Raw genomic sequence first — 14,782 nt, 5'->3', positions numbered from 1 at the left:
GTTGTCTTTTACCTGTTTACTCTAAACAGGATTATCATTAAAATAAAGATGCGCAAAGTTAAAATTTTTCCCTGTAATAAAAGCTGCTTGATATCGCCTTTTCAAAGGCGAAGAACCCCGGCTGCTTATATGCCTTGATTTTAATGAAAGACTTTGGATAGTTTACTGAGTCTTTGCGTCTTCCCAACGATTGGCGGCGGCAGGACCCTGCCAGATCAGAGTCGAAAACACAGGGTTATCGATAAAGGGATTCCGGTTGCCCTGAATCTGTTCGATCTCATTGTTTCTCCTGATCTCGAAGGCAGAGACAGGATCTTCTGTGTTCCATTTCAGAAACAGATCAAGGGAACCAACCTCTGAGAAATTTTCGTTGTATCGCAGGTTAAGGTAAAAGATCATCCGGGCGACATCTCCCTTCCATTCATCTCCCGGGTAAAATCCCTTCGCATGATTTTGCCAGGAACCTTTTCCCTGAACATACTTTTTATTTCCCCTTAAGCTATTGATGGCGATCTCACAGACCCTCAGATGATGCAGGTCTCCTTTTGCGGTATTTGTGATAAGGGATTGCGGATATACGTGTTCGGTATTGAACAGCTGTGGTTGGAAAGAGTTCTTTTCTGAAAGATACGCCCGGTTATCGGCTAATTCTCCTGTATATAACAGGATCACTTTGTTTTCCTGGCCCGGAGTCAGAGCTCTGTCTAATTTATAGAGGTATCTGTGACGGTCGTTATATGGAAGTATGTTGCGATGTTTGGCAATAGTTAGCACCGCCAGTTCATCGTAGAAAGATTCTCCTATTGATCGCAGATCCAGGTCTTTGTAATAGTCCTGCAGCTCTTCAGGAGGGTTTAATTCATAGGTGAGGGTTGCGCCCTGGCGGGGTTCATGACGGCAGGAAGCCCATGCAAGAGTAACGAATGCAAGCAATATGCCTACGGCTACCTTCACGCCCTGCTTAGTAAGGCCATATAGAATCCGTCATATCCCGTCTTTGAGGAAAGTATTTTCTTTTCGCGTTCCAGTTTGAAATCTTTTCCTTCTTCAGAATTGAGAAAAGCACTCACTTGTTTTTCATTTTCTGAAGGCAGGATCGAACAGGTGGCATATACCATTTTGCCTCCCGGTTTAAGCATTCGGGAATAAGAGCGCAGGATTTCCTGCTGGGTTTCCTGCAATCTCGTGATAAACTCAGGTTCCAGCTTCCACTTTGCATCCGGATTACGTCGAAGTACCCCAAGGCCGCTACACGGGGCATCTATAAGTACGCGATCCATTTTTTCACGTAACTTTTTGATGACCTTGGTAGACTCGATAAGGCGCGTTTCTATATTGTGAGCTCCGTTTCTCCTTGCTCGTCGTTTAAGTTCATGTAATTTCCCCTGGTATATATCCATGGCGATGACCTGGCCTTTGTTTTCCATCAGGGCTGCCAGGTGAAGGCTTTTACCGCCGGCTCCCGCGCAGGTGTCGGCCACACGCATTCCTGCTTCGACCTCCAGGAAGGGAGCAACGAGCTGTGAAGAGGCTCCCTGAACTTCGAACAATCCGTTTGAAAAAGCATCGGTTCTGAAAACGTTTTCACGCTGCTCCAGTTCAAGAGCGTCGGGATATTTAGACAGGGGTTTGGCACTGATTCCTTCGCTTTCGAGGGTAGCCATGAGTTGCTTCCGGTCGGTTTTAAGGGTATTGGCTCTTAATACAACCGGGGCTTCCTGGTTCAGACTTTTTATTTCAGCCTCCCAGGTCTTTTCACCTAATTCTTTTACCCCGAGCTCATCGAGCCAGTCAGGAATAGATTCACGGTATTTTCTGATCTTTGATAGTTCGTCAAACCTGCCTTTGATGCGTCGCTCAGGAGTTCCTTCGAGTTGATTCCAGTCGGGCAGTCTGATACCTCTGAGTACGGCCCAGACCGCAAATATGCGCCACAGATCATCGTTCGAATAGGGTGCTTTTACCTCTGCGATGGCGGCGTAAAGTCTTTTCCATCGTACGATCTCATAGGTGGTTTCTGCGATAAAAGCCCTGTCACGGGCACCCCATCTCTTGTCTTTTTTAAGCAGTTTTTCTACGACCTTATCGGCGTATTTATTTTGATTGAAAATGGTGTCCAGTCCTTCGATTACGGCGAATACCAGGTTTCGATGCAGTCTCATAGTGTTCTTAATATCCTGCAAAGGTATTGTATTGTTCAGGATTAGGATTATTTTTAGCAGAAATATTCCGTTATGCTCAGATATCTTTTCTGCCTGCTTTTGTTTGCTTCCTGTTTGCCTGATTCCCGATCCCCGAGAAATATCAGTTCGGTACGTATCGAACCGATTACAACCGACAGCATCAATGTCAGGTCGATCACGATCATGGAAGGGAATCTTGGATATGCCGGCGCTGAGAATTTGTACGGGATCTATCTCGCTGACCGTGGAAAGCTGAATGCTTCCCGTTTTTCGTATGACAGTCTTGAACTGGAATTCAGAGCGGTGGCAAGCACCAGTACTGACTTTTTCATGCTCAGCATCGGGAATCCTGCCTTGCTCTTTAAGACCGGTGATAGCGGAAATATGGAGTTGGTGTACAAGGAAGAACACCCTTCGGTTTTTTACGATGCCATGCGTTTCTGGAATGATGAAGAGGGTATTGCCATGGGAGATCCCACGGGTGATTGTATTTCGGTAATCATAACCCGTGACGGGGGGAATACTTGGGTGAAGTTGCCTTGTGAGAACCTTCCGGTTGTGAGAGAGGGAGAGGCGGCCTTTGCGGCCAGTAATACCAATATTGCCATAGCCGGCGATCAGACCTGGATTGCTACCGGAGGCATAAGCTCCCGTATTTATTATTCGCCGGATAAAGGCAGATCATGGGAAGTGTATGATACTCCGGTTATACAGGGAAATCCTACACAGGGTATTTACTCGATCGATTTTTATGACGAAATGAACGGTTTTGCAATGGGAGGTGATTATACAGATCCCGATCAGAATCTGGCTAATAAGGCGCGAACGGTGGACGGCGGAAAAACCTGGGAGCTGGTAGCTGAAGGAGAGGCACCGGGTTATTTATCCTGTGTGCAATACGTTCCTGGCAGGGGAGGGGCTGAATTGGTCGCTACGGGGAAGAACGGGGTTTTCTTTTCAAACGATCATGGTAGTCACTGGAATAAACTTACTGACCAGGGGTTTTACACCCTTCGGTTTGTGAATGATACCATGGCGTACGCTGCCGGAAATAATATTATAGCAAAGCTCTTTTTTAAAGAAAAATAATACGACTTCAAAAAGCAACGGGATCTGCTTTTCCCCTTTGGCGTCCTGAAACTCCAACATTCTTAATTTTTATGTTTACATGACTTTCGTTTGCAGATCAGCTTTCGAACGATTGCATGTCGACCAGTTTTTTGTAGACGCTGTCGCGCTCCATTAATTCAGCATGATTGCCATGCTCTACAATAATACCCTTCTGCATCACTACGATCTTATCGGCATTCTGAATGGTGGAGAGTCGGTGCGCGATCACGATAGATGTACGGTTCTTCATCATATTCTCTAAAGCGTTCTGCACCAGTTTTTCACTTTCTGTATCGAGCGCCGAGGTGGCCTCATCGAGTATCATGATAGGTGGATTCTTCAATACGGCACGGGCAATAGAGATTCGTTGTCTTTGTCCGCCGCTGAGCTTGCCGCCGGCATCACCTATATTGGTGTCAAAACCTTTGGGAAGGTCTGTGATAAACTCATAAGCATTGGCAATACGGGCCGCGTCTTCGATCTCCTGTTGGGTGGCATCAGGCTTACCCAGTCGTATGTTATTGCCTACCGTGTCATTGAACAGTATGGATTCCTGGGTGACAATTCCCATCAGGTTGCGAAGACTTTTCAGGCTGATATCCCTGATGTCGGTCCCGTCGATCTGTATCCCGCCTTTATTTACATCCCAGAAACGGGTGATGAGATTGGCAATGGTGCTCTTACCGCTTCCTGATTGTCCGACCAGCGCTACGGTCTGTCCCTTGGGAACGACCAGGGAAAATTCTTTTAAGATCAATTCCTTTTCGTAGCCGAAACTTACCTTTTCGAGTCGGATTTCTTTATCGAATGAGGTTTTTTGGATCGCATCTTTTTTATCGGTTATCTTGTTTTCTGATTCCAGGATCTCCAGTACTCTTTCAGCTGCTGCATTTCCCTTTTTCACTCCATAAGAGGCCTTACTGATCGATTTGGCAGGGGTAAGAATGTTATAGGCTAGCCCCATATAGGAGATGAAAGAGGCAGCTGCCAGGCTTTGGTCGACCAGAACCATGCGGCCGCCGAACCAAAGCAGGATCCCGATGACCAGGATTCCGAGGAACTCGCTGGTAGGGGAGGCCAGATTCTGCCGGTTTAGTAGGGTATTCGAAAAGTCAAAAAATCTTGTGGTTGATTCCCTGAACCGGTTCACGAACTGCGATTCACCGTTAAACGCCTTGATGACCCTGAGACCGCCAAGGGTCTCTTCGATGATCGAAAGAAAGTGACCTTGTTCTTGTTGTACCCTGTCTGACTGTTTTTTAAGAGATTTCCCGATACCTGATATCAGCATCCCTGAGATGGGAATGAAGATGAATACGAAAAGGGTGAGTTTCGCACTGATGGCGAACATGAAAATTATGGTAAAGATGATCGTCAGGGGTTCCCTTACAATAAGTTCGAGGATAGACAGGAATGAATGTTGTATTTCGAGCACATCACTTGTAATCCGGGCGATCACATCTCCCTTTCTTTTCTCGGAGAAAAAGGAAACAGGCAGATCGGTCACCTTTTTATACATGGCATTTCTGATGTCTTTCAGCACCCCGTTTCTCAAAAAGGTGATAAAATACATAGCCAGGTAATTGAAGAGGTTCTTCATAAGGAAGAGCGCGATAACCAGACCGATGACAATCATCAGGGCTGTCATTTCGTCTTCACCGGCTATGCGGGTGACCTGATAGTTCAGGTAATCACCTGTATATTCTTTAATGGAGCCTATCCCTTCGTAAGTCGGCTTTACGTATACTTTTTCATCGGTGCCGAAAAGAACATTTAACATGGGTATCAGTGCGATGAAAGACAAAGCGCTGAAAAGTGCATAGAGCACATTGAAAAGGATGTTCAGGAATCCATATTTCTTGTATGGCCTTGCAAAGCGCAGTATTTTTTTAAAGTAATTCATAGGTTTTCCCTTAAGGGCGGGCAAATATCGGCAAAATCCCCGAGTTTGCCTCGGGGATCTCTTTTGATATCATGGTTTTCTGCCGGTCATGAAAGATCAAGCTCATCAAGGATCTTTCCGATCTTTGCTTCCAGCTTCTTTTTCTGTTTATCGTATTGGGTCGTTTCTTCAAGCTGACCTCTTACACTGAAGTAAAATTTGATCTTGGGTTCCGTTCCGCTGGGACGGGCAGCCATTTTAGTACCGTTTTCTGTGTAGAAGATCAAAACGTTCGATTTAGGCATGTCGAGCACACCTCTTTTACCCGTTTTAAGGTTTCGGTAGCTGCTGTCGAGGTAATCTTCAATACGCACCACTTTATCTCCGTTAAGCGATTGTGGTGGATTTTCTCTGAAGCTGCGCATCATTTCCCGTATTTCTTCGGCTCCGCTGATGCCTTTTTTAGTAAGTGAGATCAGTTTTTCATGAAATAGTCCGTATTCAGTATAGCATTTTAGTAATTCCTTATAGAAGGAGCTGTTTATCGATTTCGACTGTGCGCCGATCTCACAGGCCAGTAAGGCAGCAGTGACGGCATCTTTATCTCTGACAAAATCGCCTACCATATAACCGAAACTCTCTTCACCTCCTCCTATGAACTCCTGGTGAGGGAAGTCTTTGATCATTTTTGCGATCCATTTAAACCCGGTCAGTCCTTCTTTGTATTCAACCTCATAGGCATCTGCGAGTTCTTTCATCATGGGGGTTGAAACGATGGTCGAGGCAATGAACTGGTTCCCGTTGATCTTATCGGCCTTTTTCCATTCTTCAAGAAGGAAACGGGTCATGATGACCATGGTTTGATTCCCGTTCAGCAACTGCATCTTTCCTTCGGTATCACGAACGGCGATTCCCAGTCTGTCGCTGTCAGGATCAGTTCCGATCACCATATCGGCGCCGAGTTCATCAGCTTTGTCGATCGCCATTTTCAGGGCTTCCGGTTCCTCAGGATTTGGCGACTTTACAGTGGGGAAGTCTCCGTCAGGCTCAGCCTGCTCATCTACTATATGAACATTTTTGAATCCCGCCCTTTTCAGAACCTCAGGTATAGCTGTGATGGAAGTGCCGTGAAGGGAGGTGAATACGATAGAAAAATCATCTTTGCCATCGGCTCCGATCGAGCCATTCTTTACCGATGCCTTGAAAAAGGCTTCGTCTACTTCTTTGTCGATCAATTCGATCTTACCTGCACCGGGCTCGAATTTAATATCGCTGAAATCAAGCCTTTCAATCTCTTCAATGATCTCTCTGTCCTGGGGAGGAACGATCTGGCCGCCATCGGTCCAGTATACCTTATAGCCGTTATATTCAGGGGGGTTATGACTGGCTGTAAGTACCACCCCGCAATGACAATCCAGATGTTTTACGGCAAAGGAAAGCTCCGGGGTCGGGCGTAGCTCTGAAAAGAGAAATACCTTGATCCCATTGGCAGCAAAAACCTCTGCAACCACCTTAGCGAGGGTATCGCTGTTATGACGGCAGTCATAGGCGATGGCAACCTTTAATTCCTGGTTCGGATAAGTTCGTTTGAGGTAATTACTTAACCCCTGGGTATTCTTGCCAAGCGTATACCGGTTGATACGATTGGTACCAACGCCCATGGTTCCCCTCATCCCACCTGTTCCGAACTCCAGATTCTTGTAAAAGCTCTCTTTGAGCTCCTCTTCGTTGGTGTCGATCAGGTTCTTGACTTTTTCACGGGTTTCGGCATCAAATATATCATCAAGCCAGTTGGAGGCTTTTTCCTTGATTTCATCCAGACTGATATTCATAAATACGGTGTTTTTTTCAAATTTAATTAAGAATCAGGAACTTATGGAAAAGTACCGGTAAAGATTCAAAGATTTGTACGGGCAGCTATCTTGTATCGTTCTTCGTTCCTTCTGAAGCGAAGAATCAGTTCACCCAGGAAACCTGCGATGAAAAGCTGCGTTCCGATGATCATTGCCGTTAGGGCGATATAGAACTGAGGCCTTTGGGTGATGAGGCGGCCGAAGGGGTTGATGAATAATTTATCGATCCCCAGGTAGGCGGCAAATGCCAGACCTATGATAAACATGAGTACCCCCAGAGCCCCGAAAAGGTGCATGGGTTGTCGGCCGAACTTTGAAATGAACCAGATAGTGATCAGGTCAAGAAACCCGTTGATGAAGCGCTCCATTCCGAACTTGGTCTTTCCATATTTTCGTTTCTGGTGCTGAACCGGTTTTTCCTCTATACGGCTAAACCCGGCATTTTTGGCCAGTACAGGTATATAGCGATGCATTTCACCGTGCACATCGATGGTCTTTACCACCGCTTTCCTGTAGGCTTTGAGACCACAGTTAAAATCGTGAAGTTTGACTCCGGAGGTTTTACGGGCGGCCCAGTTAAAGAGCTTAGAGGGCATGTTTTTGGCAATTACCGAATCATACCGCTTTTTTTTCCAGCCTGAGACCAGGTCGAGGTTTTCACCCAGCAGCATCTGGTAAAGCTCAGGTATTTCTTCGGGACTGTCCTGAAGGTCGGCATCCATGGTAATGACCACATTTCCCTGAGCGACATTAAAGCCGGCATGCAGGGCCTGAGATTTTCCGAAGTTCTTCATAAATCTGATTCCCTTCACATGGGGGTTCTTGAGGCTGAGTTCCTCTATGGTCAACCATGATTCATCGGTACTGCCATCATCGATAAAGATGATCTCATAAGAAAAACGATTGGATTGCATCACCGATACAATCCAATCGTGTAACTCATTTAATGATTCCTGTTCGTTCAGTAGTGGTATTACTACAGATATATCCATTCAAATGATCAAATATCAAACAAGGATCAAAGATATAAATTTAGTATTCACTTTCTGACTTTTTCATGACCAAAGCCGGGATCAGGGTAAGTATAAACCCGAAGAAAAGGCTGCCGATAAGGGCGAATGCTGCCTGGATCCAGGGTTTTTGAAATTTTTTGGCCATTTCCATCTGTGCCTCGATCTGTTCCTGATTCAATCCCCGGTCTGCCATATCGGCCCTGGCGATTTCCAGCTGTTTTTGCATCATATCGGGATCGATCACATTGGCGAGAATCTGACTGAAGATAATACCGATGATCCCACCGATAAGGCATAATCCCACACCGATTTTCAGGCCTTCTGCAAGAGACATGTATCCTCCGTTAGCTGTTTTGAAGGCACGCAGAGCAGCCAGAATAACACCCAGCTGGATCACTAGGCTCACTACCAGTACAGGTATCCCTCCCTGGTAATGAAGATCCATAAAATAAAGAATAAGAAAGAATACGATACTGATAAGCCCCAGGAGCATTCCGTAGTTCAGGGCGTACTTTGAAGTTTTTGGTTGATTGTTTTCCATATAGTTGATGATTTTATTGGTAGTAGGTAGCAGAAGGCTTAAATTTGTTACAGTAAAAATATAATTTAATTCCAGAATAAATTCGCGGTAATTTATTGGAGTTGTAAAATTAATTCATAAATTTGCACCTCGAAAAAATTCTGAAGCATAAAGACAGACGACGATGAAAAAAGGTATACATCCGGAAAACTATAGATTGGTAGCTTTTAAAGATATGTCAAACAATGATGTATTCATTACTAAATCTACTGCACAAACCAAAGAAACCATTGAGGTTGATGGTGAAGAATATCCTTTGGTAAAATTGGAGATTTCTAGATCGTCACACCCCTATTACACCGGTAAATCGAAACTGGTTGATACAGCCGGTCGTATCGATAAGTTCAAGAACAAGTACGCGAAGTTCAAAAAATAAATCACGACATATATCGTGCAAAACCCCTGTTTTATTCAGGGGTTTTTTTGTTGCTGAAAGCCTCAGCCCAACAGTCTGACTTTTAGTCGATTCGATACTCGCTGTTGTGCTAAATCCCTTATATTTAAAGAAAATTCCAGCGATGAACTATATATTGTTTGATGGTCCCGTTCGCAATGCCCTTTTACCGCTAACCTTCACCAGGCCGGTGGCCGATATCAGGGTGGGTATACTGACCATCCGTGAGAAATGGGAGCGCTATCTTGGTAATACCACCACAACGCTTACTGAAGAATATCTTGCGGAAAAGTTTCCCATGGTCGAGTTGGAGGAGAATGTATTCATCAACGCTTCCTACCTTCCCAATGAAGAGATGGTATTGCTGATCAAAGATCTTCAGCCGGAACAGGCACTTTTTCACGAAGAAGATGTTATTGCATTCTTTGCTACTGAAAGTCAGGAGGAGGTGAATCTCGATGATTACGAGGCTGTTGAATTTGAAGGGGAGGTGATGCGTATTGAGCATACCTGGGATATCTTCAGCAAGAATGCTGCGGCTATCGAAGCAGATTTCGACCTGATTACGGCCGGAAGGAAATCTCAGACCATTTCCACTACTAATAATATCATCGCCGCCGAGAATGTTTTTCTTGAAGAGGGTGTCGAAATGGAATACTGTACCATTAACGCTTCCCAGGGGCCGGTTTATATCGGTAAGGATTCACTGGTGATGGAAGGTACCCTGATCAGGGGTCCCTTTGCTTTGGGAGAGAAAGGTGTGGTAAAGATGGGCGCCAGGATCTATGGTGCCACTACAGCAGGGCCGCACTGTAAGATCGGGGGAGAGATCAATAACGTCGTTCTTTTCGGCTATTCAAACAAAGGGCATGACGGGTTCCTGGGTAATTCTGTACTGGGGGAGTGGTGTAATATAGGTGCCGATACGAACAGCTCGAACATGAAGAACAATTATGCTCCCGTTCGCCTGTGGAGTTATGAAACGGAAGGATTTGCTCATACCGGCCTTCAATTCTGTGGCCTGATAATGGGAGATCATTCGAAATGCGGTATCAATACTATGTTTAATACCGGAACGGTGATAGGGGTAAGTGCTAATATCTTCGGAAGCGGCTTTCCCAGAAACTTCATTCCCAGCTTCTCATGGGGCGGTGCTAATGGTTTCACCACCTTTAAACCTGTAAAGGCCTTTGAAACTGCAGAAGCTATGATGCAACGAAGGGGCATGAATCTTCCTGAAGTCGATAAGAAAATACTGCAGGAGGTGTTTGAGCAAACGGCAGGATGGCGTAAATCCTGAAATAGTAGCTGCGAGGGTTCTTAGTCGGTCTTTTAAGGTTTTAACAGGTATTTCTTAACTATTTATCGAAAAATTCTGACAAGTTTCTTTTTCCAAAAGGCGGGGTGTTATTTTTAAGTTCCTATATACCTGCCATTTATGTTAGGATTGACCATTAAAGAGAGGTGTTTCGGCATCTGCTTTGGGCTGTTATTATGCCTGGATATTGCCCTTACGGCATATCCGTCATCCTTTTTCTATGGCTATGTGACCAAACTGCTGTTATTATCGGTCTTGCTGATATTCTTTCTAAGCCGGGATCATGCATTGCAGCCGCTCGAAAAGGGGCTTCTTATTCTGGGTTTACTTTCTTTTTTCGCCGGAGAGATACTCGTTGTTTACGATGTGAACTGGTCCTTACTGGTTTACGGTCTCCTGTTTATCATAGTTGCCAAGCTTGCGTACAGCCTTGCCTTTCTGAATCGTGCAGCTTTTGATATCGATCATATGCTTCCGTTTTTGGTATTTGCTCTTTTGTATTCCATGGCAGTGCTTTATTTTTTGTATGATCTTCCCGGAGAGGTACATTTATCTGCCTATCTATATCTGGTTCTGGCTTTGCTGATGCTGAATTCGGCTTTCCTCAGGCAAGACCGTGTGAACTCTCTCAGTTTCTGGCTTATTTTTAGCGGAGCGGTTCTGTTTCTAGTTTCAGAAACCATACTGGTCTTTCGTCCGCAGATGTTGCCCTTGTCTTTCGGAGGGGTACTCACCCTGTTTCTTTACGGACTTTCACAATATTGCTTCACCTTAGGGCTTATCAAGCAATGAGTTGAGGCCCAGCTAAGTTTTTGATAATGAGTTTCAAAGGCTTTTGGGTCACTATTTTTTCAAACCGGAATTACTGAGTATATTTGTGCACTTTTTGCGAATCCTTTAAAAAAGGTATCTGCTAATGAATCAGAACGGAATGAAGAATAATAAGAAAGTAGCGTTTTACACACTTGGATGTAAGCTTAATTTTTCAGAAACCTCCACTATAGCCAGGAGTTTCGAAGATGAAGGCTTTGACCGTGTTGAATTCGGTACCCCGGCAGACATCTATGTGATCAACACCTGTTCGGTTACTGAAAATGCCGATAAGCGATTCCGTTCGATCGTGAAGCAGGCTCAGAAATCAAACCCTGAAGCCTTTATAGCCGCAGTGGGTTGCTATGCTCAGCTTAAGCCGGAGGAGCTGGCAGCTACAGATGGAGTCGACCTGGTGCTGGGAGCTACCGAAAAGTTTAAGATTACCGATTACCTGAACGACCTTAGCAAGAATGATTTCGGTGAGGTGCATAGTTGTGAGATACAGGAAGCCGATTTTTATGTGGGAAGTTATTCCATAGGTGACCGCACCCGGGCTTTCCTGAAGGTTCAGGATGGCTGTGATTATAAATGTACCTACTGTACCATCCCGCTTGCCCGTGGTATCTCGCGCAGTGATACTCTTGAAAACGTTTTAAAGAACGCCGCTGAGATCGCAGCCCAGGATATTAAAGAAATCGTTCTGACCGGTGTTAATATCGGTGATTACGGCAAAGGTGAGTTCGGCAATAAGCGACACGAGCATACATTTTTTGAGCTGGTAACGGCTCTTGATCAGGTGGCGGGTATCGAACGCCTTCGGATCTCTTCCATCGAGCCGAATCTGCTTCGAAATGAAACCATCAAATTCGTGGCATCCAGCCGTACCTTTGTTCCGCATTTTCATATTCCGTTACAAAGCGGGAGCAATGATATATTGGCTGCCATGCGCAGAAGGTATAAAAGAGAGCTTTACCAGGACAGGGTGGCAGCCATCAGGGAAGTCATGCCACATGCCTGTATCGGTGTAGATGTGATCGTAGGCTTTCCCGGAGAAACCGACGAGCATTTCCTCGAGACCTATCATTTCCTGAACGAACTCGACATTTCTTACCTGCACGTATTTACTTATTCAGAAAGAGACAATACCCTGGCGGCCGAAATGGAAGGAGTGGTGCCCAAAAAGGTGCGCGCAAAAAGGAGTAAGATGCTGAGAGGGTTATCGGCCAAAAAGCGCAGAGCCTTTTACGAGCAACAGCTGGGTACCCGCAGAACGGTACTTTTCGAAGGGGAGAATAAAAAAGGGTATGTTCACGGATTCACGGAAAATTACGTAAAAGTGAAAGCACCATGGGATCCTGCACTTGTCAATACCCTCAGGGAGGTTGAACTCAGTCGTATCGATGACGACGGACTGGTTCGATTCGAGTTTGTGAATGCAGGCGAAAGTGTTGAAATGACATAAAAAAACCTCACCCGAAGGTGAGGTGGTTTCATCAGATCCGAATCCCTACTGGCAGCAGATCGCGGTATTCTTTATGTCTTCTCAGGAATCCGGCTATTTGCGGACTCGTGGGTACCACACTAAGGTTTTTCTCCTCAATGAGGTTCATTACTGCCGAGATGAAGGCATCTTTAAATTCAGGATCCTCCACTTCTTCAGGAATGACAAGCTTTGTCAGGAATATTTTACGTTCCTGAGAGGCATACTCGATTTTGGCAAGTTTGCCTTCTACTTCAGTTTCAAACTGACGCAAAAATTCGTTGTCATTAATTACTACTTCATTCATTATTACGAGGTTTATATACTTCAGTTTTGTTTCCGCATTGGTCTGTCTGAACCTTTGACAGATCTTTCCGGTGTTTGTCAGATCTGCAGCTCAGGATTTTTTTGGATGATTGGAGTGGAATTATCGTTAAATTGCCAAACAAAGTTACGAAAAATTACCTAAATCATTATGTTACAAGATTCTGCTTTATGGAGGAGGATGTAATTCACGTTTATTTCATGCCCGGAATGGCTGCAAATCAAAAGATCTTCGAGCATATCGAACTGCCTGATCCGCCCTTTAAAATGCACTTTCTCGAGTGGGAGCTACCGGGCAAGAACGAATCGCTTGATGAATATGCCAGGCGCATGAGCAAGCTCATCAAACATGAAAATTCGGTACTTGTGGGTGTTTCCTTCGGGGGTATTCTCATGCAGGAGGTTTCCAGGCTTGTACCTGCGAGGAAGGTGATCGTGATAAGCAGTGTTAAGCAACAGTCGGAACTTCCGAAAAAAATGATCTTTGCCCGGTATACCAAGGCGCATAAACTCCTGCCTACAGGATTAGTCAATAATGTGGAACTGCTGGCCAAATATGCATTTGGGGAAGGTCTGAACAAGAGACTGGCCTTATATGAGAAGTATCTTTCTGTGAGAGATAAGCACTATCTAGACTGGTCTATCGACAAGGTGGTAAACTGGCAGGGGAAGCCATGTCAGACACCAGTGGTTCATATTCAGGGAGATAAGGATGCTGTTTTTCCCTGTTCGAACATTTCAGACTGCATACAGGTAAAAGGAGGAACTCATGCCATGATCATACAAAAATTTCGCTGGTTCAATAAAAATCTTCCCGATCTGATTCTTAACGATTAACAGATCTATTTGTATATTTATCGCAAACATATGTAATGATGAGGGACCTGAAGAATTTAATGTTTATTGCCGGAGTGGTCATCGTGGCCACCGTTTTTATCAATGCCGTACAATCAGATGGTGCCGGATCGAGTTCCGGGCCGAATATCTCCGAAAATACCGGTGTGAGCCGGGGGGGTGGATATCAGATATCAGCCCTGGAAATTCCGGAAGGAATTGATTTCGCAGGAGAGGAAGTTCCTTTAGATGATCCTGATGTGTATGAAAGACTTGATCGTGAATTGCTGGTAAATACCTACTGGCAGTCAAATGCGCTGTTATTGTTCAAGCGCGCCAACAAATATTTTCCCGTGATCGAGCCTATTCTTAAAAAACATAACGTGCCCGACGATTTTAAATATCTGGCCGTGATCGAGAGCGGGCTTACCAATGCCGTTTCTCCGGCAGGAGCCAGAGGTTTCTGGCAAATCCTGTCAGGTACCGGAAGGGAATACGGGCTGGAGGTCAACGACAATGTCGATGAGCGTTACCACCTCGAGAAATCGACCGCAGTTGCCTGTGAATATTTGAAAAAAGCACATGAAAGATTCGGAAGCTGGACGATGGCGGCAGCGGCGTATAACGCAGGACAGTTTGGTATGCACAAACAGCTCGAGCGTCAGAAAGTGGAGAATTATTACGATGTATTGCTGGGAGAAGAAACCGGCAGGTATGTCTTCAGAATACTGGCATTGAAAGAGATCCTTTCCCATCCTGAGAAATACGGTTTTCAGCTGGGTGAAAAAGACCTTTATGAGCCCATTCCGGTGAAGAAGGTGGCGGTAGATACCGCAGTAACCGATTTTGCTGATTTCGCCAAGGAATTCGGGATCACTTATAAAGTTTTGAAAATTCATAACCCATGGCTCAGAGAGGCACACCTGAACAACGCCTCCCGTAAAAAATATTTTATTGAAATTCCGGAGGAAGGGTATTATCCGACTCCCGGAAACTAA

Annotated in this window: 14 protein-coding genes; 7 read left to right on the top strand and 7 right to left on the bottom strand. The window is 45.1% G+C overall.

Features of this window, described 5'->3' with window-relative positions; genetic code table 11:
* Positions 1–162: 162 nt before the first annotated feature.
* Positions 163–954, bottom strand: coding sequence for an endonuclease I family protein (locus tag K7R10_RS03490; protein ID WP_224483296.1), 792 nt, complete (start codon positions 952–954; stop codon positions 163–165).
* Positions 951–2,162 carry an RsmB/NOP family class I SAM-dependent RNA methyltransferase gene (locus K7R10_RS03485; RefSeq protein ID WP_224483295.1) on the bottom strand — a complete coding sequence of 404 codons (1,212 nt, stop codon included), beginning with the start codon at positions 2,160–2,162 and terminating at the stop codon, positions 951–953. Before K7R10_RS03485 ends, K7R10_RS03490 begins: the two co-directional genes overlap by 4 nt.
* 72 nt (positions 2,163–2,234) lie before the next feature.
* On the opposite strand from K7R10_RS03485, the gene K7R10_RS03480 reads away from it, so the two are divergent.
* Positions 2,235–3,272 (top strand): WD40/YVTN/BNR-like repeat-containing protein, encoded by a 1,038-nt coding sequence (locus K7R10_RS03480; RefSeq protein WP_224483294.1) that lies wholly within the window; start codon positions 2,235–2,237, stop codon positions 3,270–3,272.
* A gap of 97 nt (positions 3,273–3,369) precedes the next feature.
* Here K7R10_RS03480 and K7R10_RS03475 read toward each other — a convergent pair whose 3' ends face one another.
* The 4 genes from K7R10_RS03475 to K7R10_RS03460 form a co-directional block, all read right to left on the bottom strand.
* Positions 3,370–5,196, bottom strand: coding sequence for an ABC transporter ATP-binding protein (locus K7R10_RS03475; RefSeq protein ID WP_224483293.1), 1,827 nt, complete (start codon positions 5,194–5,196; stop codon positions 3,370–3,372).
* An 86-nt stretch (positions 5,197–5,282) separates the two neighbouring features.
* On the bottom strand, positions 5,283–7,007 hold the full coding sequence (locus tag K7R10_RS03470) for a phospho-sugar mutase (protein WP_224483292.1): 1,725 nt from the start codon (positions 7,005–7,007) through the stop codon (positions 5,283–5,285).
* 65 nt (positions 7,008–7,072) lie between these two features.
* Entirely contained in the window at positions 7,073–8,020 is a 948-nt protein-coding gene (locus K7R10_RS03465; RefSeq protein ID WP_224483291.1) for a glycosyltransferase family 2 protein, read from the bottom strand.
* Positions 8,021–8,060: 40 nt separating this feature from the next.
* Entirely contained in the window at positions 8,061–8,582 is a 522-nt protein-coding gene (locus tag K7R10_RS03460; protein ID WP_224483290.1) for a DUF4199 domain-containing protein, read from the bottom strand.
* A 163-nt stretch (positions 8,583–8,745) separates the two neighbouring features.
* Here K7R10_RS03460 and K7R10_RS03455 point away from each other — a divergent pair, with 163 nt between their 5' ends.
* The 4 genes from K7R10_RS03455 (at position 8,746) to mtaB (ending at position 12,608) form a co-directional block, all read left to right on the top strand.
* On the top strand, positions 8,746–8,997 hold the full coding sequence (locus tag K7R10_RS03455; RefSeq protein ID WP_224483289.1) for a type B 50S ribosomal protein L31: 252 nt from the start codon (positions 8,746–8,748) through the stop codon (positions 8,995–8,997).
* Positions 8,998–9,139: 142 nt separating this feature from the next.
* Positions 9,140–10,315, top strand: a complete 1,176-nt coding sequence (locus tag K7R10_RS03450) for a GlmU family protein (protein ID WP_224483288.1) — start codon at positions 9,140–9,142, stop codon at positions 10,313–10,315.
* A gap of 138 nt (positions 10,316–10,453) precedes the next feature.
* Positions 10,454–11,125 carry a lysoplasmalogenase family protein gene (locus K7R10_RS03445; protein WP_224483287.1) on the top strand — a complete coding sequence of 224 codons (672 nt, stop codon included), beginning with the start codon at positions 10,454–10,456 and terminating at the stop codon, positions 11,123–11,125.
* Positions 11,126–11,264: 139 nt separating this feature from the next.
* Positions 11,265–12,608 carry a tRNA (N(6)-L-threonylcarbamoyladenosine(37)-C(2))-methylthiotransferase MtaB gene (gene mtaB / locus K7R10_RS03440; protein ID WP_224483635.1) on the top strand — a complete coding sequence of 448 codons (1,344 nt, stop codon included), beginning with the start codon at positions 11,265–11,267 and terminating at the stop codon, positions 12,606–12,608.
* A gap of 31 nt (positions 12,609–12,639) precedes the next feature.
* Here mtaB and K7R10_RS03435 read toward each other — a convergent pair whose 3' ends face one another.
* A complete protein-coding gene (locus K7R10_RS03435; RefSeq protein ID WP_224483286.1) occupies positions 12,640–12,933 on the bottom strand; it encodes a GNAT family N-acetyltransferase in 294 nt (97 codons plus the stop codon).
* A gap of 188 nt (positions 12,934–13,121) precedes the next feature.
* Between K7R10_RS03435 and K7R10_RS03430 the strand changes: the two genes are divergently transcribed.
* Positions 13,122–13,787: an alpha/beta fold hydrolase gene (locus tag K7R10_RS03430; RefSeq protein WP_224483285.1), complete on the top strand. Its 666-nt coding sequence runs from the start codon at positions 13,122–13,124 to the stop codon at positions 13,785–13,787.
* Between the two features lie 38 nt (positions 13,788–13,825).
* Complete coding sequence (locus tag K7R10_RS03425; RefSeq protein ID WP_224483634.1) at positions 13,826–14,782, top strand: lytic transglycosylase domain-containing protein; 957 nt, start codon at positions 13,826–13,828, stop codon at positions 14,780–14,782.

Source organism: Robertkochia aurantiaca (assembly GCF_020166495.1).
Taxonomy (GTDB): domain Bacteria; phylum Bacteroidota; class Bacteroidia; order Flavobacteriales; family Flavobacteriaceae; genus Robertkochia; species Robertkochia aurantiaca.
Note: the sequence above shows the minus strand (reverse complement) of the source record. Positions and strands in the feature narration are given on the sequence as shown.

What these genes read in the sequence shown, in the direction of transcription:
- K7R10_RS03485 (WP_224483295.1), bottom strand. Translation starts at nt 2,162, where the DNA reads ATGAGACTGCATCGAAACCTGGTATTCGCCGTAATCGAAGGACTGGAC.
- K7R10_RS03480 (WP_224483294.1), top strand. Translation starts at nt 2,235, where the DNA reads ATGCTCAGATATCTTTTCTGCCTGCTTTTGTTTGCTTCCTGTTTGCCT.
- K7R10_RS03475 (WP_224483293.1), bottom strand. Translation starts at nt 5,196, where the DNA reads ATGAATTACTTTAAAAAAATACTGCGCTTTGCAAGGCCATACAAGAAA.
- K7R10_RS03470 (WP_224483292.1), bottom strand. Translation starts at nt 7,007, where the DNA reads ATGAATATCAGTCTGGATGAAATCAAGGAAAAAGCCTCCAACTGGCTT.
- K7R10_RS03465 (WP_224483291.1), bottom strand. Translation starts at nt 8,020, where the DNA reads ATGGATATATCTGTAGTAATACCACTACTGAACGAACAGGAATCATTA.
- K7R10_RS03460 (WP_224483290.1), bottom strand. Translation starts at nt 8,582, where the DNA reads ATGGAAAACAATCAACCAAAAACTTCAAAGTACGCCCTGAACTACGGA.
- K7R10_RS03455 (WP_224483289.1), top strand. Translation starts at nt 8,746, where the DNA reads ATGAAAAAAGGTATACATCCGGAAAACTATAGATTGGTAGCTTTTAAA.
- K7R10_RS03450 (WP_224483288.1), top strand. Translation starts at nt 9,140, where the DNA reads ATGAACTATATATTGTTTGATGGTCCCGTTCGCAATGCCCTTTTACCG.
- K7R10_RS03445 (WP_224483287.1), top strand. Translation starts at nt 10,454, where the DNA reads ATGTTAGGATTGACCATTAAAGAGAGGTGTTTCGGCATCTGCTTTGGG.
- mtaB (WP_224483635.1), top strand. Translation starts at nt 11,265, where the DNA reads ATGAAGAATAATAAGAAAGTAGCGTTTTACACACTTGGATGTAAGCTT.
- K7R10_RS03435 (WP_224483286.1), bottom strand. Translation starts at nt 12,933, where the DNA reads ATGAATGAAGTAGTAATTAATGACAACGAATTTTTGCGTCAGTTTGAA.
- K7R10_RS03430 (WP_224483285.1), top strand. Translation starts at nt 13,122, where the DNA reads ATGGAGGAGGATGTAATTCACGTTTATTTCATGCCCGGAATGGCTGCA.
- K7R10_RS03425 (WP_224483634.1), top strand. Translation starts at nt 13,826, where the DNA reads ATGAGGGACCTGAAGAATTTAATGTTTATTGCCGGAGTGGTCATCGTG.